The 22,845-nt window shown below is 31.8% G+C and carries 15 protein-coding genes; 1 reads left to right on the top strand and 14 read right to left on the bottom strand.

The window, feature by feature from the left end:
- Entirely contained in the window at window positions 1-2,340 is a 2,340-nt protein-coding gene (locus tag BLT88_RS05300; RefSeq protein WP_091953482.1) for a GH92 family glycosyl hydrolase, read from the bottom strand.
- Window positions 2,341-2,423: 83 nt separating this feature from the next.
- Here BLT88_RS05300 and BLT88_RS05295 point away from each other — a divergent pair, with 83 nt between their 5' ends.
- Window positions 2,424-2,993, top strand: coding sequence for an NUDIX hydrolase (locus tag BLT88_RS05295; RefSeq protein ID WP_157691133.1), 570 nt, complete (start codon window positions 2,424-2,426; stop codon window positions 2,991-2,993).
- A gap of 147 nt (window positions 2,994-3,140) precedes the next feature.
- Here BLT88_RS05295 and BLT88_RS05290 read toward each other — a convergent pair whose 3' ends face one another.
- The 13 genes from BLT88_RS05290 to fucP form a co-directional block, all read right to left on the bottom strand.
- Window positions 3,141-3,341, bottom strand: a complete 201-nt coding sequence (locus BLT88_RS05290) for a hypothetical protein (RefSeq protein WP_091953480.1) — start codon at window positions 3,339-3,341, stop codon at window positions 3,141-3,143.
- A gap of 82 nt (window positions 3,342-3,423) precedes the next feature.
- A complete protein-coding gene (locus BLT88_RS05285; protein ID WP_231960077.1) occupies window positions 3,424-5,010 on the bottom strand; it encodes a sulfatase in 1,587 nt (528 codons plus the stop codon).
- Window positions 5,011-5,025: 15 nt separating this feature from the next.
- Window positions 5,026-7,629: a glycoside hydrolase family 3 protein gene (locus tag BLT88_RS05280; RefSeq protein WP_091953477.1), complete on the bottom strand. Its 2,604-nt coding sequence runs from the start codon at window positions 7,627-7,629 to the stop codon at window positions 5,026-5,028.
- A complete protein-coding gene (locus BLT88_RS05275) occupies window positions 7,616-10,228 on the bottom strand; it encodes a glycoside hydrolase family 3 C-terminal domain-containing protein (RefSeq protein ID WP_091953475.1) in 2,613 nt (870 codons plus the stop codon). Before BLT88_RS05275 ends, BLT88_RS05280 begins: the two co-directional genes overlap by 14 nt.
- A 17-nt stretch (window positions 10,229-10,245) precedes the next feature.
- Complete coding sequence (locus tag BLT88_RS05270; RefSeq protein ID WP_091953473.1) at window positions 10,246-12,486, bottom strand: GH92 family glycosyl hydrolase; 2,241 nt, start codon at window positions 12,484-12,486, stop codon at window positions 10,246-10,248.
- 95 nt (window positions 12,487-12,581) lie between these two features.
- A complete protein-coding gene (locus tag BLT88_RS05265; RefSeq protein WP_091953472.1) occupies window positions 12,582-12,911 on the bottom strand; it encodes a hypothetical protein in 330 nt (109 codons plus the stop codon).
- 82 nt (window positions 12,912-12,993) lie between these two features.
- Window positions 12,994-13,965, bottom strand: coding sequence for a type I phosphomannose isomerase catalytic subunit (locus tag BLT88_RS05260; RefSeq protein ID WP_091953470.1), 972 nt, complete (start codon window positions 13,963-13,965; stop codon window positions 12,994-12,996).
- 10 nt (window positions 13,966-13,975) lie between these two features.
- Window positions 13,976-15,580, bottom strand: a complete 1,605-nt coding sequence (locus BLT88_RS05255; RefSeq protein ID WP_091953469.1) for a sulfatase-like hydrolase/transferase — start codon at window positions 15,578-15,580, stop codon at window positions 13,976-13,978.
- A gap of 22 nt (window positions 15,581-15,602) precedes the next feature.
- Complete coding sequence (locus BLT88_RS05250; RefSeq protein ID WP_091953467.1) at window positions 15,603-16,778, bottom strand: alpha/beta hydrolase; 1,176 nt, start codon at window positions 16,776-16,778, stop codon at window positions 15,603-15,605.
- 1 nt (window position 16,779) lies between these two features.
- Window positions 16,780-18,420: a sulfatase gene (locus tag BLT88_RS05245; protein ID WP_091953466.1), complete on the bottom strand. Its 1,641-nt coding sequence runs from the start codon at window positions 18,418-18,420 to the stop codon at window positions 16,780-16,782.
- Window positions 18,420-20,027 (bottom strand): sulfatase-like hydrolase/transferase, encoded by a 1,608-nt coding sequence (locus tag BLT88_RS05240; protein WP_091953464.1) that lies wholly within the window; start codon window positions 20,025-20,027, stop codon window positions 18,420-18,422. The genes BLT88_RS05245 and BLT88_RS05240 overlap by 1 nt, the downstream gene beginning before the upstream one ends.
- Before the next feature lies 1 nt (window position 20,028).
- Window positions 20,029-21,483, bottom strand: a complete 1,455-nt coding sequence (locus BLT88_RS05235; RefSeq protein WP_091953463.1) for an arylsulfatase — start codon at window positions 21,481-21,483, stop codon at window positions 20,029-20,031.
- Between the two features lie 17 nt (window positions 21,484-21,500).
- The gene (fucP, locus tag BLT88_RS05230; protein WP_091953461.1) at window positions 21,501-22,817 is read right to left on the bottom strand and encodes an L-fucose:H+ symporter permease; all 1,317 of its coding nucleotides are present in this window, start codon (window positions 22,815-22,817) and stop codon (window positions 21,501-21,503) included.
- Between the last annotated feature and the right edge of the window lie 28 nt (window positions 22,818-22,845).

The following is a 22,845-nucleotide window of genomic DNA, read 5'->3' as shown; positions in this document are numbered from 1 at the left end:
TTAATTTACTTTACCGTTTGCATAAGGCACAGGTTTTGATTTTTTACCCCATTTTGTAGGTTTAGCACACATTGTAAATTCTAATATCCCACCTCTAACAATATCTTCATGTTTAACCCATACCTCGTTATATGGTTGTCCATTTAACTGTACAGATTTAATATAGATATTTTTATCTCCATAATTTTTTACTCTTACACTAAATATTTTGCCATTTTCTAAATTTAAAGTTGCTTCTTCAACCAGAGGAGAACCAAATACATAAATTCCACCAGCAGGATTTACAGGATAAAAGCCTAAAGCACTAAACACATACCAAGCAGACATTTGGCCAGCATCTTCATTACCAATATATCCATCTGGTGCAGCTTTATAAAACTCTTTATCTATTTGATGAATTAGTTTTTGTGTTTTATGAGATTGTCCAACATAATTATACAAATACGCTACGTGATGACAAGGTTCATTTCCGTGAGCATAATCGCCAATAAAACCAGAAACATCACCAACTTTAGAATCTTGTTCTGGTAAAGTAAAAAGTTTGTCTAACTTTTTACTCATCGCTTTTTTGCCTCCTAATAAATCTGCTAAACCGTATACATCGTGGGGCACAAACCATAAATATTGCCACGCATTTCCTTCTGTATAATCTCTATCATGAAAATCTTCTCTGTGATACGCTCTTGGATTAAAAGGTTCTATAAATTTTTCATTATTGAGTTTTGCCCGAAAAAATTTAGAATTAGCATCCCAAACATTGTTAAAGGATTGTGCTCTTTTCAAAAAAGTATCTGTGGTTTTTTTATCACCTAATTTATCAGAAAATAAAGCTACAGCCCAATCATCATAAGCGTGTTCTAATGTTACAGAAACGCCTGTTCTTACCAAATCATTTGGATGGTATCCTTTTTTAAGATAGTGTTGTTGTCCATAATAAGATGGATAAATATTTCTGTGTGCTGTACTATCTATTCCGGGTTGATTGGCGCTTATTACCATTGATTTTAGTAAATCTTTTGCATCCTCTTTTATCAATCCTTTAGAATAGGCATCAGCAATAACAGGTAATGCATGTAAGCCAATCATACACGTATTTTCGTTTTGATACATAGACCACATAGGCAACATTTTACGTGGATTTTCTTTTTGAAAATTAAGCATTGTACTCACAATGTCTTTTGTTCTTTCTGGATGAATAATTGTAAAAAGTGGGTGTGCTGCTCTAAAAGTATCCCACAAAGAAAACATGGTGTAATGTGTAAAATCTTTGGTTTTATGAACCTCTTGATCCATACCCCTATATTCTCCATTTACATCATGGTTTATAGTAGGATGTATGTTATTATGATACAAAGCAGCATAAAATTTAGCTTCTATATCTGGCGTTGCTTTTACCACTATTTTATGGAGTTGTTGCTCCCATTTTTGACTAGCTTCTTTTTTAATTTTGGTAAAATTCCAATGAGGAATTTCAGTTTCTAAATTCTCTAAAGCATTTTTCATTGATACAGAAGAAATTGCAATTTTTACCATTATTTCTTCATTCTCTTCAGTCTTAAAATTGAAAAATGTTTTAATTTTTGGAGCAGAATAATCTACCATATCCCAAAGGAATTTTTTCTTTTTATTAAAAACCAATCCTCTAGGATCATATATTACATTAGATATAAATGGTTTTGAAAATTTGATAGCAAAATACAATTGTCTATTTGCTGCCCAAACTGAACTTGTTACTCTATAACCAGTAACCGTTTGCGTATCTTTAATTTGAATATAAGCCTGTTTTACGCCACTTCCTCCGCCTTTTATATGGTGCACCAAATCTAATAAAACATGTGATTTGTCAGATTTCGGAAAGGTGTATTTATGAAAACCTACACGTTCTGTAGCTGTCATTTCTGCGTTGATATTATCATCTAACAAACGAACTTGATAATAACCAGGAGTTGCTTTTTCATCCGTATGAGAAAAGCGTGAACGATAACCAGCATCGGGGTTTTCATGAGTTCCTGGGTCTACTTTTATCTTTCCTACTGTTGGCATTAGGAGTAAATCACCACCTTCTATTAAGCCTGTACCACTTAAATGTACTTGACTAAAACCTAAAATATTTTTTGCATCATAATGATAACCACCGGCAGCATCCCACCCTTGGGTTTCCCAATCTGGACCTACGGCAACTGCACCAAAAGGAACCATTGCATGTGGAAAAGTATGTCCGTGACCGCCTGTACCAATAAATACATTTACTTTATCGGTTAATTTATTTTGTGAATATGCTGTTAGATGATTGAAAACAATCAAAAGAATTAGCAAACTTGCATACATACTTTTTTTCATCAGTTTATGATTTGATTATCAAATATAATGAATATATTACACGTGTAATAAAAGTTGTTATTTTATTAATTAAATTGCGAAATATGATTTTCAAAAAACTTAATATTAGTATTTTAAACAAAATATTGTTTTCATTTTTTCTTGTTATTTTAAACTCTTATTACCTCCCTGCCCAAAAAAATAATTTTTCGTACTTTAAGTTATGTGTAACCAATAAAAAAAATGAAGTTTTATTAGTAAAGTACAATGGCATTTGGGAGTTAGCTGGAAAAAAATATGTTGATCCTAGAACTATTTCTGAATTTACAGGTTTTATGGCAGATGAATTGGGTATAAAGTTCAAAGATTTACGTTTACGTGGTTTATTTACTTTTTATTATAATAAAGGTACATACCCAATATTATTTAATTATTACAGTGCAAAATACAAATCAGGTAAATTAAAAATTCCCCCAGGATGTACAGATATAGCTTGGTTTCCAATAAAAAGAGCTATTAAAATTATCCCTTTTGAAACGATGAAAGCTATTTTAACAAAAATGTATCAGAAAAAAAGATATGTTTGGGGTGCTTCCATCAGAATTTTTAAAAAACCAAATTCACTTGTAAATACGATAAAAATGGAGGAAGATTTTTATCCGCTTTCTAAATAATTTTAGTTGGAAGGTTTTATAATTTCATAATACACGTTTTCATTTTATCAAAAAAAGCAGAAAACTGAACAACCGCTTTTTTATTTTCAATAAAAATTGGAGAATCGCTCATATAATTTCTAAATCTACCTCCTATTACAGAAACGGTTAACTTTTTATCTGTGTTACAGATTCTACAGTAATAAATACATTATTTTGATCTGTAATTTTAAAGACACTTCCAACCGGTTGATTCTTTATTGAATGTTTTGTTCCTCTAGAAGTTGGTCCGTGAACACCAATTAGAGATACATTATTTCTTAAAATAATACCACCATTTAAATGATAAGGTTCTTCAGACGGTTCCAACCAAAAAGAAGCGCCTTTTAATGAAGCCCAAAATAATTGCGAACTTGTTAACTATAGTAAGAGAATTATTCTTTTCATAAACTTAATTTGCTGGCTCAACTCTGTAACGTCTTTTAATTCTGATGTCTGTCATTTCTTTTAATTCTTCATCAGACAAATCCATTTTATTTTCTTTTTTAAGCGATGCTAATCGGGTTTTTAAAGTTGCAATCAACGCACTGTTTTCTTTAGTGTCGTAGATGTTATTGGTCTCATTAGGATCTTTTTCTAAATCGAATAATTCCCATTCATCCATATCATAATAGTAATGTATTAATTTATACCTGTCTGTTCTAATGCCATAATGCGGCTGCACATTATGCCAATAAGGATACTCGTAATAATGGTAATACACTGCGTCTCTAAAAGGGGCCGTTGTGGTGTTTTCTAACACAGGGACAAAGCTTTTTCCTTGCATATCATTTGGAGTTTCGACGCCCGCTAAACTTAACAGGGTAGGCGCATAATCAACATTTAAAATTAAATCGTTGTTGACACTTCCTGCTTTTATTTTTTTAGGATATTTTATCAATAAAGGCATGTGCATTGATTCTTCGTACATAAAACGCTTGTCAAACCATCCGTGTTCACCTAAATAAAACCCTTGATCTGAAGTATATACAATGATTGTGTTTTCTGCTAAACCACTTACTTCTAAATGATTTAACATCTCACCAATTGCATCATCAACGCCTTTTACAACCCGTAAATAATCTTTTACATAACGCTGGTATTTCCAGTTTTTACGTTCTTGATCTGTCATTTTTGGATTAGGAGTCCAGAATTCTCCATCGTTATTTCCGTATTTGTTCCAAGCAATTAATTCTTCCTCCGTTAATCCTGATGGTGGTTTAATTTTCACATCCTTTCTATTCATATGCCCATCAATTCGCATCCAAGAATCTTTAGCGGCTTTTCTGCCTTTATAATCATCATTAAAAGTTTCAGGATAAGGCAAAGTAACATCACTTAAATAATTTTCATAACCAGGTCCTGGATCCCAAGGTCTGTGTGGTGCTTTAAATTGATACATCAACATAAAAGGTTTTGTATCGTCTTTTCTGTTTTTCAACCAATTAATAGCATCGTCTTTAATAACGGTTGTAGAAAATTTTCCTTTCTCCTCAACAATACTATCATTTGCCATTTCAAAAACAGGATCAAAATAAGAACCTTGTCCTTCTTTATTAAACAGTACTTTATAGTAATCGAAACCCGTTGGTGCGGTTCCTAAATGCCATTTGCCAATTACAGCAGTTTCATAACCCGCTTTTTGCAATAGCTTTGGAAACGTTTGTTGTGCGCCATTAAAATCGCCACCACCTTCATTTTTAAAAAATCCATTGACGTGCGCATATTTCCCTGTTAAGATCGATGCTCTTGAAGGCCCGCAAATAGAATTGGTACAAAACATATTATTAAAACGCATACCATCATTTGCTATTCTATCAATATTTGGAGTGGGCGCCACTTCTGCTAAAAACCCTTTGTAAGCACTAATGGCAGCCAACGCGTGGTCATCCGTCATTATAAAAAGAATGTTTGGCTTTTGAGAAATGGTTTCTTTTTTCACTGTTTTACAGCTAAAAAAAGACATCAATAAAACTAATATTATACTATATTTTTTCATAATTAATTCTTTTATTTAAAGTTTGATTACTTTCTTTAATGCGATGTTTTCACTCGACTTACCAATTAATATTTCAAATTCTCCAGATTCTAATTTCCAATCTTTAGAAACGCTATCCCAAAAGGCAAAAGCACTCTTTGTAAGATTAAATTCGATTGTTTTTTTCTCCCCTTTCTTAAGATATGTTTTCTTAAATTCTTTTAACTCTTTTAAAGGTCTATCCACAGAAGATTCTATATCTCTAACATAAAGTTGAACTACATCTGCACCATCAAATAAACCTGTGTTTTCTATATTTACGGAAACTTTTGTGCTGCTTTTCTTTTTACCTACTTTTAGTTTAGAATATTTAAAATTGGTATAACTTAAGCCGTGACCAAATGGAAATAAAGTTTCTTTTTTAAATTTATCAAAATAACGATAACCTACATAAAGCCCTTCTTTATATTCGTTTCTGTCTCCTCTAGAATGAAAATCTTTTGGATATTGTTCTAACGATTTAGGAAATGTTATGGTAAGTTTAGCACTTGGGTTTACTTTACCAAACAATACATCTGCCAATCCATTACCTCCTTGTTCCCCAGGATACCAGGCCATTAAAACTGAAGATACATTTGGCAACCAATTTCTCATATCTATTGCACCCCCTGCAATAATTGTAACTACCGTATTTTTATTAATTTTAGCAATTTCGTTAATTAAGTTTTCTTGAGCTGGAAATAATCTTAAATGATTTCTATCTCCAGCTTCTCTTTCTCCCATATGACCAGAAAGACCTACTGTTAAAATAACAGCATCTGCTTCATTTGCTATCTTTTTTGCTTGTTCTAACCAAGCTACATTTTCAAAATCCCAACCTAAACGAAAATCTGCACGAGGACCAATTTTTGCATATTCTGCTCTAATTTTGTATTGATTTCCAGCTTCTAATTCAATAGAACCCATACCATTCCAATCTAACCAATTTCCGTTTTTATTGGAAGCAATTAATTTATCATTTATAAATAGTTTTGCACTACCAGCAGAGTTTCTAACACTAAAAGTATAATTTCTAGTTGCTGGAGCTGTTAAAATCCCAGACCATTGTGCAGAGAATCTAGATAAATCATCTTTTTCATTTCCAGCTTCTGGGATATCTAATTCTTTGGTCCAAACTTTAGATACAACCAAATCAATTTCTCTTTTAACTTCTTTACGGTTTTTAGAATTATTATTAAAGTAGGTTGCTAATAACCCAGGTTTACCATTTGGTGTTTTAATATACTTAACAGGTATAATTCCACAACCAGATTCTGCATAACTTCCTGGAGAATAAGTGACCTTAACATCTTTTTCTACGTTGTTTTTAATTCCTTGAAAAGGCGTTATCATTAAATGCTCTTTAACTTCTACAAAAGCACTTCCTCCACCCTGTAATAAATGCGGATTATATTGGCCATTGTTATAATGAATACCATAATTACCATTAGGACCAATTACTGCTATTTTTTTAATTTTATCAGCATTAAATGGTAGTACCTGAGCATCATTTTTTAATAAAACCATACTTTTTGCTGATGCTTCTCTGGCTATTTTTAAATGTTTTTTATTGTGTAAGATGGATTTATCTAAAGATGGTTTTGTATCAAAAGCACCGGACCAAAACATACCTCTTAACAAATTACCCGTCATTTTATTAATAGTTTGTTCTGTTACTTCTCCATTTTTTATAGCTTTTATTAACTTTTTACCATACCAGCGTTCTCTTGGCATTTCCATATCTAAGCCTGCATTTGCAGAATTAGCTGTAGAATGTGTACCAGACCAATCGGATAAAACAAACCCTTTAAAACCCCAATCTTCTCGTAATATTTTATTTAATAAAAAAGGGTTTTCGCAACTGTAAATATCATTTACCTTATTGTATGCACCCATAACACTCCAAGCACCACCTTCTTGTATTGCTTTTTTAAACCCTGGTAAATATATTTCACGCAAAGTGCGCTCGTTTACAATAATATTTAGTTTGTGTCTATTAAATTCTTGATTATTACAAACATAATGTTTCAAATTTGCCATTACTTTTTGGCTTTGTAAACCTAAAGTGTACGCTTTGGCAACTTCTCCGTTTAAAAAAGGATCTTCTGTAAAATATTCGAAACTCCTGCCTCCTCTTGGATCTCTTATAATATTCATTGCTGGCCCTGCATTTGCTTGTCCGCCAGAAGCTTTCATTTCTGATGCCATTGCAGCGTTTATTTCTTGTATTAAAGGTCTATCCCAAGTACTCGCTTGTGCAATGGAAACAGGAAAATACGTTCCCATTTCTTTAGCTTCATTTGGTCCAAACCAACCTTTAAAAGCATAAGGACCATGTTCTATTTTAAACCCAGGAATGTTTAAACGCTTTATCCCTTCTGAGCCAATAACACCTTTTGCAGGAATTTTATCTCCTGTTACTAATTCAACTTTTTCTTCTAAAGTCATTCTAGGCAACAAATCGTTAATTCGTTCTTCTATTTTTAACTCTGAATTTTGATACGGTAATTTTTCTTGTGCTTTTATGGAATTAGTTATGATGAATAAAAAAATAACCATCATTATTTTTGTTAACATACGCATCTCTTTATCTCTTAACATTAATTATTTTCTTTAAAATAATATCTCTGCTAGACTTACCAATTAATATTTCAAATTCTCCAGGCTCTAATTTCCAATCTTTAGAAACGCTATTCCAAAAAGCAAAAGCTCTTTCTGTAAGTTTAAATTCTATTGTCTTTTTCTCTCCTTTTTTAAGATGTATTTTCTTAAAAGCTTTTAATTCTTTTATAGGTCTATCCACTGAAGATTTTAAATCTCTAACATAAAGTTGAATAACATCTGCACCATCAGAGTTTCCAATATTTTCTATTTTTACACAGACGTTGGTTATGTTCTTTTTGGTACTAACTTTTAATTTTGAATATTTAAAATCTGTATAACTTAAACCGTGTCCGAAAGGAAATAAAACCTCTTTTTTATATTTATCAAAATATCTATAACCTACATAAATATCTTCTTTATATTCTATTTTACTATCATAAGAATAAAAATTATCAGGGTATTGGCTATACGATTTCGGGAATGTTATTGGCAGTTTTCCAGAAGGATTTACTTTGCCAAAAATAACATCAAAAATAGCGTTTCCACCTTGTTCTCCTGGATACCAAACATCTAAAATAGCAGGCACATTATCTAACCAACTATTCATAGTTACAGCGCTTCCTGCAACTAAAACTACAGCAAGATTTTTGTTTATTTTTGATATTTCGTTGATTAAATTTTTTTGGGCTTCTGGCAAGGCTAATGTTCTTCTATCTCCAGCTTCTGTTTCGCCAACTTTAGCACTTAACCCAACTGTTAAAACAACAGCATCAGCATTTTTGGCTGCTATTTTTGCTTTTTCTAGGTATTGAATATTTTCATAATCCCAACCAATTCTTAAATTTGAAATACGGCCACCAAAACTAGCGTACTTTACTTCTAGTTCATATTCTTTTCCTTTTTCTAATTTAATTTTACCTGTATTATTCCAATCAATTCTGCTTCCTTTTTTATTTTCTGCAATCAATTTTCCATCAATAAAAATCTTTGCGCTACCAGCTTCATTTCTAACTTCAAAAGAATAACCTCTTGTAGCTGGTACTTTTAATGTTGATCTAAATGCTACAGAAAACTTATATTTATCATTATTCTTAGCAGTACCAGCTTCAGGAATTTCTAATCTTCTTCCCCAATTATAAGCTAATTTTTTGTTTACTTCTTTTTTAAAAGGCGCACCTTTAAAACCAACATTATTATAATATGAAGACTCAATACCTTCTTTATTATCTACTGAAAGATATTTGGTTGGTATTAAACCATAACCAGATTCCGCGTAACAACCGGGTTCATAGCTAACTTTAACATCTTTACCTACATTATTTTTAATCCCTAAAAATGGAGTAATTATACTTCCTTGTTTTGATGCTATTCTTGCACTTCCACCTCCTTGAAATAAACCAATATCATATTTATCATTATTAAAATGCTCACCATAATTTCCATTTGGGCCAATTACAGCAATATTTTTAATATCATTAAGATTAAAAGGCAGTGTATTATTTTCGTTTTTAAGTAAAACCATAGCATCAGAAGAAGCTGTTCTTGCCATTTCTAAATGTGATTTAGAACGCACAATATTTTTATCATACATTGGGCCTTGGTCAAAAGCACCACTCCAAAAAACAACGCGCAACACATTTTCAACCATTGTGTTAAGCACATCTTCGCTTACTTTATTATCGTTTACAGCTTTTAATAATTTATCTCCATACCATCTAGGTCTTGGCATTTCTACATCTAAACCATTATTTGCAGAAGCAACAGTAGATTGTGTTCCAGACCAATCTGAAAGTACAAAACCACTAAAACCCCATTCTTTTCTTAAAACTTGATTTAAAGTAAAATCGTTTTCGCAACTATGCACGCCATTTACTTTATTATAAGCGCCCATAATAACTTTGGCATCAGCATCTTTTATGGCAGTTTCAAAACCTGGAAAATAAATTTCTCTTAACGCTCTTTCACTAACCTGAACATCTACTTTGTGTCTATTTAATTCTTGATTGTTAACGATATAGTGTTTCAGTATTGCTGCAATTTTTTCGCTTTGAATTCCTTTTGTGTAAGCCGCTGCTATTTGTCCGTTTAAAAATGGATCTTCTGTAAAATACTCAAAACTTCTACCTGTTCTTGGGTCTCTAATAATATTCATTGCAGGTCCTGCATTAGACATTGCGCCTACAGCATTCATTTCTTTACCAATAGTAGAAGTGATTTCCTTTACTTTATCTACATCCCAAGTTGCAGCCATCGCAATAGAAACAGGGAAATAAGTGCCTGCATCTAAAGTGATGCCTCCATTTCTATTTCTTCTCCTCATTTTCATACCAAAAGGACCGTGTGCAATTACAAAATCAGGAATTGATAATCTTTCAATGCCATTAATAGATTCTTGATTATTGCTTAAAACACCTCCTGTGACATAATTAACTTTTTCTTCTAAAGTCATTCTAGGCAACAAATCATTAATTCGTTCTTCTATTTTTAACTTTGAATTTTGATACGGTAATTTTTCTTGTGCTTTTATGGAATTAATTTGTAGTATAAAAAAAGAAAACACAATGTATACTGTAAGTTTATTACTAATTATTTTCATTTAGTTTGTTTGTTTTTTTATTTTGGTATTACTGCATTTTTACCCCATTCTTTGTTTGGTAACTCACCCAAGTCTAATTTTAAAGTGGCGCCATCCATAATTTGCTGATGTGAAATAAATGGCGAGAAAATCTCTTTCCCGTTAATAAATGCTTTCTGAATGTATTTTTTTCTCTTGCTAGAACCTTCCGCCACAACCGTAAACGTATTTCCATTTTGAAGTTTGATAGCTGTTTTTTCGAAAATTGGACTTGTGATGTTATAATATGGTAAGCCTGGTGTTACTGGATAGATACCCATAGAAGTGAATACCACAAAAGCAGTCATGCCGCCACCATCTTCATCTCCTGGTATTCCGAAAATGTTGTCTTTAAACCAAACGTCTAACAAGAAGCGTGTACGTTTTTGGGTTTTCCAAGGCGCGCCAAAATAGTTATATAAATATGGAATATGAAATGAGGGTTCATTGCCCATAGAAAACTGACCTACCATCCCTGTAGAATTAGAACCATTGACAAAAAAGTCACTTTTTCTAATGCCCAAACTTTCTCTGAATAACTGATCTAATCTGTTTTGAGCAGCCTGTTTACCGCCTAACAAACTGGTGAGTCCTGCTATATCATGCTGTACAGACCAAGCAAAGGTCCACCCATTATTTTCATCATAGTACTCTCTATAGCCTTTTCCACCATCTAGCTTTGGATTGATATTTACCCAATTTCCTTCTGCATCTTTTGGCATAAACAACCTTTTTTCTGAATGCCATAGATTTTTATAATCGTTTCCTTTTGGGGACAGTTTTGAATAATCGTCTGTGTTTCCTAATTCTTTTGCAAATTCGGACACTGCCCAAAAATCATAACTAACTCCTAAAGTTACAGCAACAGGTTGTCTTTTTTCAAAACCATCTACATTTACAATTGTTTCTTGTTCTCCTTTTTTAAGTGATGGAAAATAGCCATTTTCGTGATAGAAATCATCTAAAGCACCTCTCGGATTTCCTTGCCTCCAAGGAATAAATGTGCCTTCCAATAAGTTTTTTTTGATGCCTTCATATGCTTTTTCTACATCATAGTTTTTCAACCCTTTTCTGTAGCCATCAATAAAAATAGCAGAAGAATGGTAGGCGTTCATACACAAATGATTTCCATATACTTGAGGAAATGTTGGCATCCAACCACTTTGTTCATACATTAAAGTGTACGAGTTCAGCATTTCGTTTTCTAAGGCTGGGTTTAAAATAGTTCGTAACGGATGTTGTGCTAAATAGGTGTCCCATACCCAATCATCTGCATAAAAAGGACGATTACTTTTATGCACTTGTTTATCATAACCACTATAATAGTGTCCATATTCATTTACATCCACCATGCGTTCATACGTTCTGTATAGCGATGTGTAGAACGTTCTTTTTTGAGCCGTTGTTCCACCCTCAACTTGAATTTGATTCGTTACCGTATCCCAAGCTTTTTTACCTTCTTTATATACATCCTCAAACGATTTGTTTTTAATTTCTTTATTGAAGTTTTCTTTCGCTTGTGCCGCACTCACATAAGAAATCGCATATTTTATGAGCAAGGTTGTGGGTGTGTTTTTTGTTGCAGTAATTTGTAGTTTGTGAGTGTTAAATGTATAGTTGATGTTTTCAATAGGTTTGTTATTCTCATCTACGACCTTACCATATACATAAATGGTTACAGTATTTATAACAGCGTGTTCCCCTCTGGTTGGTTTGCTTCTTTTTTCTTGAATGGTAAATGAATTTTTACCTTCAGAAAACTGCATATCTTTCGTGCCTTTTATTAAAAAGTTTTTTTGTTTCCCCTCTGGAAATTCAACCTTATAAATCGCCGATTTTTTAGAAGGGGTAAAGCTAACTTTAATATCATCTTCTATTAAATACGTTGAATATAACCAAGGATGTATTATTTCTAAATCGTGATCAATAGCCATTCCTTTATTCCAGGAACTGTTTTTCATATCTCCTAAAGTAGTTTTCATTTGTAGAATTCCTTGTCGTCTGTGTGCGGGAACTTGAAAAGGAAATGCTTGCACCATGTCTGAAATATAATCCTGTTTTACAGGAAACATTCTCAGCATTTGATTGGGTAAATGAATGGTTGGATATGTTGGCACTAGAAAGCGGGAAACATTACCAATGGTTGGATCTATGTATTTGGTGTTGTCATCAGTTTCTTGAGCTAAAGAAGTTGTAAAACTTAAAACCGATAGGAGTGCTATTAAATAATTTTTAACCATTTTTATTATAATCTGTTCTGCTAACAAATAAAACATCAATGGCTTAATTATTGATTAATAAACAATTAATTAAGGATTACAACCTATTAAATAATTTAATTATTTGCTGCTCTTTTTGCTTTTCTATAGACAACTAAAAGCTTAAACTTTTCGATACCTGCTAACACTCTTAAATCTTTGTTATATGCTTTTTCTACTTCTTTAGCTTTTACTTTAAAGGTATCTTTATCATCTGCGTATTCTTTTCTCAAAGCTCTTTTCTTGTTGTTTCTATCCAGAATTAATTCTAGAAGCTTTGCATTTTGATCTTCATCAAACTCCATTACTTTCGATAGTTTTTCTGCTAACGCAACTGCTTTTTGATTTTTTTGAGCCTGAGCTACTGACACCGTCAAAAGAAGAAGTAATACAATTATTTTTTTCATGTTGTTTAATTTATAATTTTATTCAAATAAAAGAGGTTCACATTAATTTACTATTAATATTGAATTAACTAAGCGCTATTTATTAATAATAAACTTCTAATACCCTTGCGCTTTCTGATTGTAAAGTGATTTTTTTTAAACTAGCTGGTAATAGAAGCGTTTCACCATTATTTATGGTGTAGGTTTCTCCTTCAGAAATAACATTAACTGTACCTTCTACACACATGTAAATAATAAACGAATCTATGACAGAATAATCTTTTTCTACTGTTGAATTGATGTCTAAAATATTAGTTCTAAAATAAGGTGAATGCACCAATGTATTGGACACATTCTTTTCTATAGAATAATCCGTTTTGTAATTCTTGTGCACTTTATAATCTATGACATCAATTGCCAATTCGTTATGCAATTCTCTTTTTGCACCTGTTTTAGAATCTACTCTATCATAATCGTAAATACGGTATGTAATATTTGATGTTTGCTGTATTTCTGCTAACAAAACACCTGCTCCAATAGCATGTACCCGACCTGTAGGAATATAAAAAGTATCGCCCTTTTGCACATTTTCATGATGCATTACATTTAAAATGGTATTGTTTTCTAAATGTGTTTTATAATCATCAGTGTTTATTTCTTCATCAAAACCAACAATCAATTCTGCATCTTTATCCGCTTGCATTACATACCACATTTCATTTTTCCCAAATGAATTATGACGTTCTTTAGCCACTTCATTACTTGGATGCACCTGAATAGATAATGGTGTTTTTGCATCTATAAACTTAATTAATAGTGGAAATTCTTCTCCAAATTTTTCATATACAGCATTTCCAACAAAGTCGCCCTTAAATTCTTTAATTAAATCCCTTAAAGATTGTCCTTTTAGAGCACCTTCCGCTACAACAGTTTCATCGCCAGAAACATCAGAAATTTCCCAAGATTCTCCAATATTTTCTTCTGTATATTGTTTATTTAATTCAGTTTTTAATTTTTCTCCACCCCAAATTCTGTATTTGTAAAGTGGTGTAAATTGTAAAGGGTATAATTTCATTTTGAAGGAATTAAATTAATTTTCGTTTTGACACACCATCGTAATGTTTAGAGTTATTTTTTTTCAACCATTCTAGTAAATTGATCCTTAATTCTTCTACTTTCTCATTATATTTTCTTCTGTCAGGGTTATTCCCTAATAAGTTATTCATCTCCTGAGAATCATCATTCAAATTATATAAAACATTTAATATTTTTGAATCTTCTGTGTATGGAATCATTAGTTTCCATCCGTCTTTAACAATCATATAATTTGGTTGAATAGGTCCTCTATAATCCCATTCGGTCACCACATAGTTCCCATGATTCGTTTGTTTTTGTTCTATTAAATCACGTAAACTTTCGCCATCGGATTTATAATTTCCAATGTTTAAATAATCCAGGATAGTGGCAAATAAATCTACATTAGAGACATAACCATTCACTGTAGTTTCTTTTTTAATTTCAGTGGGCATTTTAATCATTAATGGGATGTGAGAAGATTCTTCATAAAATACATTTTTTTCGCGCATTCCGTGCGCTCCTAACATCTCTCCATGATCGCTTGTAAAAATCACCATAGTATTTTCTGCAATACTTTCATCTTCAAGGGTCTTCATTATTTTTCCAATCCAATCATCTAACTCAGTAATTAAACCATAATAATTAGAAATCATATATTTTATTTTTTCCTCATCTGCAAAAACAGTCAACTTATTTCTACCATTTGCATTAATATAAGGGGAGTTTTGCATATTATCTTTAATACTAGAGGGAATAGGCATCTTATCAGGATCGTACATGCTATAATAAGGTTCGGATGGAATCATGGGTGCATGCGGAAAGTGAAAAGAGGTCGTTATGCTGAAAGATTTATTTTTTAACCTCTTGATTGCATCAATGGTTTTATTCGCATAATATGCAGTTATCGTATGTTCTTTTGGGATGCTCGATTTACCATGATAATTTGGCTGAGAATGACGGTGTTTTACTTCTTTTTTAACGTCATCGTAAGTTTTTCCATAATCTATATCTATGGGATCTGGAGTGTATGGTCTATTAGTAAATCGATCTAAAAGCTCTCCTTTTTGAGGTTTCACTTTGGGAAATACGTCGTTTAAATAATCAAGATACAAATGTCTTTGACCTTGGGGTTCAAATATATATTTCCCATTTTCAGCATACTTTTTTGGATTTTTATAGACCTCTGAATGCGAAGTTAACACATGCCATTTTCCATAATATTCTGCATGATATCCTTTTTCTGTCAGAATCTCATCAAAGGTTTTCATGGTCATTACTGGGGTATCGTTATAATCGTAGGTTTTATCATTTGTTGTTACTTGGTGTGTATTTATTGTTGTTCCAGTTAAGATTGAAGATCTCGCAGGTCCACAAACAGCAACAGGAGTGTACGCATTTTTAAAATATGCTCCTTGTTTTGCTAATCTGTCTAAATTTGGAGTTTTTAAAATAGTATTGCCTGCATAACTCAATGCATCATATCTTTGTTGATCTACTATAATAAACAATAAATTCTTTTTCTGACTATTTAAAGCAATCTTCTTTTTAGCAGTGTCTTGTGTTTTACAACCGAAAGTTAAAATTATTAATAAGGTATATAAAAAATATTTCATGAATGATTTTTAATAGATGCTTTTATTTTTTAACTTTCATATAATTAAAACGTCTATGTTTAGCTCTAGTATTTGCAATAACATATTCGTAGAGAATTCTATTGTTTTTGCGCATATAAAACATTTTAGTTTTGCCATTAACCTTGAAAGTTATCGAATCTTTTTCTAAAGTATATGTGAATATTTTTGTGCTATTATTTTTAGAATTTAAATAATAACCTTGTCCATTTTCATTTAAAGTGATGATAATATTCTTAAATTTCCAAGTGCCTAAAATCTCTTTTTCCTTAATATTTTCTTTGGTATACTGTCCTTGAAGCCTTTTATCTAAAAGGACTTCTATTTGATTCATATTTGTGTTTTCTAGTTGAAATTCTTCAATAAACAATTTGGCAATTTCTAAAACACTATTTTTTAGTACTTCAGGGTAGGATGCACTTAAACAAGTGTGATTAATTTTATCGTACAAAACAGCTTTTACTTTGCCTCCTTTTTTCTTGATTTGTTCAGCAAATTTTTCTGTTTGTGAATAATGACATAAGACATCTTCTTTTCCATTTAACAATAAAGAGGTTGGGGGACCTTCTCTTAAATTATAAAAGCTAGATGCTTTTTTACTTTCTTTTTCCGTCGCTAATCCATATAATGCTCTTCCTTTTTGACTGGGAAAAAGAGATTTTTTAGCATCATGATCTACTAAATTATACATGCCTTCTGCACCAACAAATAGTTTACAATTTTTATATTTTTGAGCCATCATAGCTGCCAATGTTGAACCTGCTGATGCTCCTCCAAACCCAATTCTTGTTAAGTCCGCATTGTATGTATCTGCATTATCAAAAAACCATTGAACAGATGCTTTTAAGTCTTTTATAGCATCTGCAAATGTTGCGTTGTTTCCTTTGCATCTATACCCTAATCCTACATAAATAACACCTAATTGATCAGCTAGATAATTAGCATCTGTGTGCAATCTTGCTGGCGGAACACGAGTTGCAGTGCCTCCATTCCATCCACCTCCATGCACAAAGAAATACACAGGATTTTTGCCTGTAGTCTTTTTTGGTAGTTTTATTCGAATGGGAATATCATATCCACTTGCTTTTGTCGCTATTGTATCTATTGTTTTTTGAGCAGCACTCTTTAAAATAAAACAGCACGTAAAAATTACTAGTATTGATTTTATAGCATTGTCCATATTACTTTACAAACTCTGCGTAAGGTCTATTAGGAAATAACATTAAGCTTTTTGTCAATAGCTTTTTAAGTTCTTCTGCTTTTTCTTTGTTGTCTTTAAAAACATTTTCCGTTTCACGTGGATCCTTAACTAAATCAAATACTTGATCAGCATCAAAATAAAAAGCACTGCTTTTTGATGCAATATTTCCCAAATGACCATTTCTGGTGTAATAGGGGTATTGAAGTTCTGCACCTTTCCATCCTTTAAATGTTAGACCTCTATTGATTCTATTCTGTTTTTGTTTATCATATCTCACAGAAATGTATTTCCAATCTTTAGTCATCACACTTCTTGCGTAACCCATCTCAAAAAATAAATAATCATGCACTGGTTTTTTAGTTCCTTTTAATACTTTTTTTAAACTAACACCGTCTAATTTTGATTTTACAGTCTTTAATTTTATCCCTGCTAGATTTAAAAAAGTAGGCGTAAAATCAATATTTTGAACTAACTCGTTATACTCTTGGTTTGGTTTAATTCCATTTGGCCAATGCATCATCAAAGGAACTTTTGTTCCACTTTCATACAAGCTCGTTTTTCCTCCGTTGTAGTTCCCATGATCTGAAGTAATTATAATAATAGTATTTTCATAAATTCCTTCTGCTTTTAGTTTATCTACCACGGCACCAACTGCGTGATCAAACCAACGCAACCAAGCATGTGCTACTTTTTTATCGAGGTTTTTGACTTCTTCTTTGATTTCTTCTCTAGTGGGTAAATAGGAATAATCTGCATCTACTAGACCTTCTCCCGTAAATTTTGGATTTGAATCTAAACCTCTAAAATATTTTCCATTTTTCATATTATATGGAGCTGGACCATGAGGAACCGTTTCGCTATAATATAAAAAGAAAGGATCTTTTTTGTTTTCATCGATGAATTCTAAAGCAGCCTTATTTTTCCACTCTATATTATGAACATTTAATGAATCATTATATTGTTCTCTTAAATTTCCTGCATAAACTCCGTTTGCATAATCAAAACCATATTCTTTAATTACTTCTGTCCATTTTTGATGGTTCTCATACATTTTTTTAGAAACTGCTGGGTCATTTGGATCTGCATTTTTTGCATAGGTTTGAAAGCCATTTTTTGTCCAATTTTTTTTATTGTTAACGATGTTATGTTCTACAATATGACTTTTACCAACAAAACCTGTTTTGTACCCCACTTCTTGTAAAAGTCTTGGTAAGTTTGGTTTGTCTTTTTCTATTTCCGTATTATTTTCTACTCTTGTCATCGTTCCTTTAGGATGCATTCTCATAAAAGCAGGGCCTTCAGATCTTCCTGCATAACGTCCCGTTAGCATTGTGTATCTACTTGGCACACATACAGAACTTGATACATATGCGCTGTTAAAAATCATACCGTTCTTTGCCAAGTCATCTATAATGGGTGTGTGCACTTCTTTATCCCCATTAAATCTAAAAGGACGCGATTGAATTCTCTTTTCTGAATCTAAAGGAACAACAGCACTTTGATCATCTGTCATAATGAAGATGATGTTTGGCTTTTTTGTGTTTTGGGCTCGTGTTTTAATAGTATTAATTATCATTAATAAAAGAGCAAAAAATATGATTTTAAAATTTGATGTATTCATTATTTTTTTATTTTATTTTGTACGGTTTCTTGTTTACCAATCCCAGGTATTTTTTTATTAAATTCTTCATAATAGTTACGAAGTTTTAATATAGACGCTTGATTTTTTTCTTCCTTAATTCCATTTTTTATTTCTAAAGGATCTGTATTTCTATCAAAATACATGTCTCCATATTCTCTGTAATCTTGTCTAGGTTTTACTTTATTTTCTACCATAATACCTAATTTTGAGTCTTTACCAATTACGGTTGCTTGAAACCAACTTTCTGAAACTATATAATCTCTATTTAAAGGTTTGTTTTCTATCAAAAGCTTAGCAAGGGACTGGCCTTCAAAATTATGTTTTAAGACTGGTACTTTTAAATCTAAAACGTCTACTAAAGTTGGTATAATATCTACTAGAGTAACTAACTCTGCAGTATGTTTTCCATTGGTTGTTTTTTCAGGGATTCTTATAATTAAAGGAATATTTAAAATATCTTCATATACATTATGCCCAGCAGCAGCTTTTTCCACCATACCATGATTACCTACAAAATCTCCATGATCTGTAGTGTAAATAATAATGGTTTCTTCTTTCATATTTGCTTTGTCTAAAGCTTCTAATATTTCACCAACATAATGATCTACTTCTGTAACTAAAGCGTAATAACCGCCTATAAAATCTCTCCAGATTTGCTCATCTTTAAAGGCTTTATCCATATTCCAAACTTTATTACCTCCATTTCTTTGAAATTGTAACAATGGGGGTAAATCTTTAGTTGGTTGATAAAAACTTGCTGGTATTTTTATACCGCTTTTTAATTTGGTTCCTTCCCCCCATTCAGAAACATTATATAAATCTCTGAATTTTTTTAAAGGAGTATATGGCTGATGTGGCCTGTAAAAAGATGAAAAACAAAAGAATGGCTTGTCACTATTTTTTTGTTTATTAATCATTTTTATGGTTTCTGAGGCTGTGTATGCTTCCATTGTATAACCAAAAGATAATTTAGAAATTCTTGTTCCTAAATCAGCAATAGGTATTTTGGCGTTCGCATCGTTACTTCCTTTGGGACCTTTCCCAAATTCTGCAGCCCAATCATAAGAAAATTCACTTTGATAGCCTTGTTTTGTAATCCAGCTTAAATAGTTTCCATTATCGCCTTCTTCTGCGTGTACCTCTTTTTTCACATCCCAACCTTTGTCTCCACCACCAACTAAATGTCTTTTACCAAAACTGTAAGTGTTATAATCATTAAACTTAAAAATACTTGCTAGTGAAACAGCATCTCTTGTGATTGTAGTTTTTTCTTTATTATCCATTAAGCCCATAGTTCTTGGATATAAACCGGTCATTAAAGACATTCTTGAAGGTACACAAATACCCCTTGTTGCATATGCTCTATCAAAAACAGCAGATTCACCAGCTAATTTGTCTAAATTTGGGGTGATTGCATCTGGATGATTTTCAAAACCCATTACTTTCTTATTATGTTGGTCTGAAAATAACAACAACACATTTGGTTTCTTCTTGGTTTGAGTTTGATTTACAAGTTCGTTTTTAGACTTGCAGTTAAACATCAACAATAAAAAACCAACAATTAGTAATATTATTTTATTTTTCATTTTAATTATTTTTCCAAATTTCTTTGGATGACTTTTCTATAATTTTAGATAAATAGTTTTTTGCTTTATTAACAACTGCTTTTTCTGTTTTAGCAAGATTTGTAGATTCCTTTTTATCTTTAGTTAAGCTAAAAAGCATTTCGGCATTCATCTTTTTCTTTGTGTCTTTATTTTTTTCTTCAATGAATTTCCAACCTTCAAAACGAATTGCTTTTCTACCTTGCGCATCTCTATGCACTAATGGTGGTCGTTCATAAAATTGATCTGGTTTTAAAACGGCCTTTTTAAAGCTATAACTATCCGGTGCATCTTCTAAATCTAACCCCTTATCATTACCAACATAATCTGCCAGAAACCCATAAATATCAACAGTTGAGACTGTTGTCTCAGAAATTTTATTTTCTTTTATTTTATTTAGATGATTTACAATAAACGGAATTCTAAAACCTCCATCCCAAATGGTATGTTTATCTCCTTTATAATCTCCATTAATTTGTAAGCCTTTATTAATGGCAAAATTTTCTGGCATTACAAGATTTTTCTTTCTAGGAATATCTCCTCCATTATCGCTCGCAAAAATGATAATGGTGTTTTCTCTAATACCTCTTTCTTCTAAAAATGAAATTAAATCTCCTAAAGAACGGTCTATATCTTGAATAAAATCTCCATAAGCACCTGCGTTACTTTTACCTCGCATTTGCGGACTAGGGACAATGGGATGATGAACTGCAGCTGCTGCATAGTATAAAAAGAATGGCTGGTCTTTATCCAAACTTTTCATCCACTCTATAGATTTATTTGTTAAATCATCTGTTACTTGCTCAGTAACTCTTTGTGGGGCATCATATCCTTTGTATTGTTTTCCATAAAATGATTTTCCGTAAGGAGAAATTTTATCAGAACGCAATCCATAAATCTTGTTATTTTCAATGTAAACTTTATGTCCATCATCTAAATTATTAGGCAATGCAAAACTATAATCCAACCCATAATCTGTTGGAGCAGGATAAATATCTCCTAATAAATTATTGAACTTTTTTTCTTTAAAACCTAGATGCCATTTACCAACCATTGCTGTCTTATAACCTAAAGATTGCATATATTTTGGTAATGTTTTTCTTTTCACATCAATTAAGGCTGGGTCGTTCATATTAACAACCCCTTTTTTAAGTTTTGTTCTCCAAGAATATTGACCGGTCATTAATGCATATCTAGTAGGAGTGCATACAGAACCTGTTGTATATGCATTTGTAAATTTTACGCCTTCTTTGGCTAATTTATTTACGTTTGGCGTTTTTATTAATGCTTCTTGCGCACCATAAATATTGGTTGAACCGTAACCAAAATCATCTGCAATAAATACAATGACATTTGGTTTTTTTGATTGTGAAAAAATTATTGAGTTACTAAAACTAGAAACTATAATTATCAAATACAGTTTTATACTTCTTTGCATACTTGTTTTTTATATCATTATGAGCTACTAGATTCATACTTTTTAAATACTCTAAAACCATACCAAGCTATAAAAGTGAAACATAGTAATGGTAATATAAATGAAAAGTTTACTTCTGAAACTCCCATAATCGAAGTGTCTGCAACACCATTTCCACCAGCATCAATAATAATTCCTTGCAGTTTTGGCATTAATGCACCTCCAACAATTGCCATAACCAAACCTGCAGAACCTACTTTAGATTGCTCTTCTGACAAACCTCCTAGAGCAATACCATAAATGGTTGGAAACATTAAAGACATAAAGAAAGAGATACCCACTAAACAATATAGACCAATAATACCTTGAATAAAAATAGTTCCTAAGGAAAAAACCATTGCTAAAACAGCAAAATACATTAGTAATTTTCCTGAACTAATAAAACGTAATAAATATGTTCCAATAGCTCTACCAAACGTAAATAAAACAAAGGCAGCCATTTGATAATAACCTGCTGTAACACTATCCATACCTATGCCTTCTGCATATTGATAAATATAAGTCCAACACATTATTTGCCCACCAACATATAAAACTTGAGCCAATACTCCAGATGTATATTTAGAGTTTTTACCTAAAGTCGCAAAAGTTTCACCAATTTTTGGCATTTCACCCTCGGCTTTAGATTGCGGCATTTTACTAACTAAAAAAATCACAAAAACTACTGTAATAAATAATCCTAATACTACATAAGGATCTCTAATTACCAATAAATCAGTAGTTCTAATAAGGGTTTTAGAAGCTTCTTCAAGCGCACTAAAATCAACAATATCATCAGACTGTAAGTTCTTTAAAACAAATTGTTGGGCTACAAATAATCCAGCAATTAATCCAACAGGATTAAAGGCTTGTGCTAAATTTAAACGCTGTGTAGCTGTTTCTTTTGCTCCCATTGCTAATGCATAAGGATTTGCTGCTGTTTCTAGAAAAGCCAAACCAAATGTTAATACATATAGACCCAAACAAAAGAACATAAAGCTTTCTGATTGCGCTGCAGGATAAAATAATAATGCTCCTGTTGCATATAGAGCTAAACCAATTAAAATACCTACTTTATAAGAATATTTACGCATAAACATTGCTGCTGGCAAAGCCATACAAAAATACCCACCATAAAATGCCATTTGTACCCAAGCTGCTTCAGAATTAGATAATTCTAATACTTTTTTAAAAGCCTGAACCATTGGATCTGTAACTGCGTTCGCAAAGCCCCATAATGCAAATAATGAGGTAACAAGAATAAAAGAAATTAAATTCTTTTTAGGTACTACAGGTATTTTTTTTAAATCTTTCATTGTAAGTTTAGTTGATGTTACTCTTTAA

It is taken from the genome of Polaribacter sp. Hel1_33_78 (assembly GCF_900106075.1).
GTDB lineage: Bacteria > Bacteroidota > Bacteroidia > Flavobacteriales > Flavobacteriaceae > Polaribacter.
This window is presented reverse-complemented; position numbering and strand designations above follow the sequence as displayed.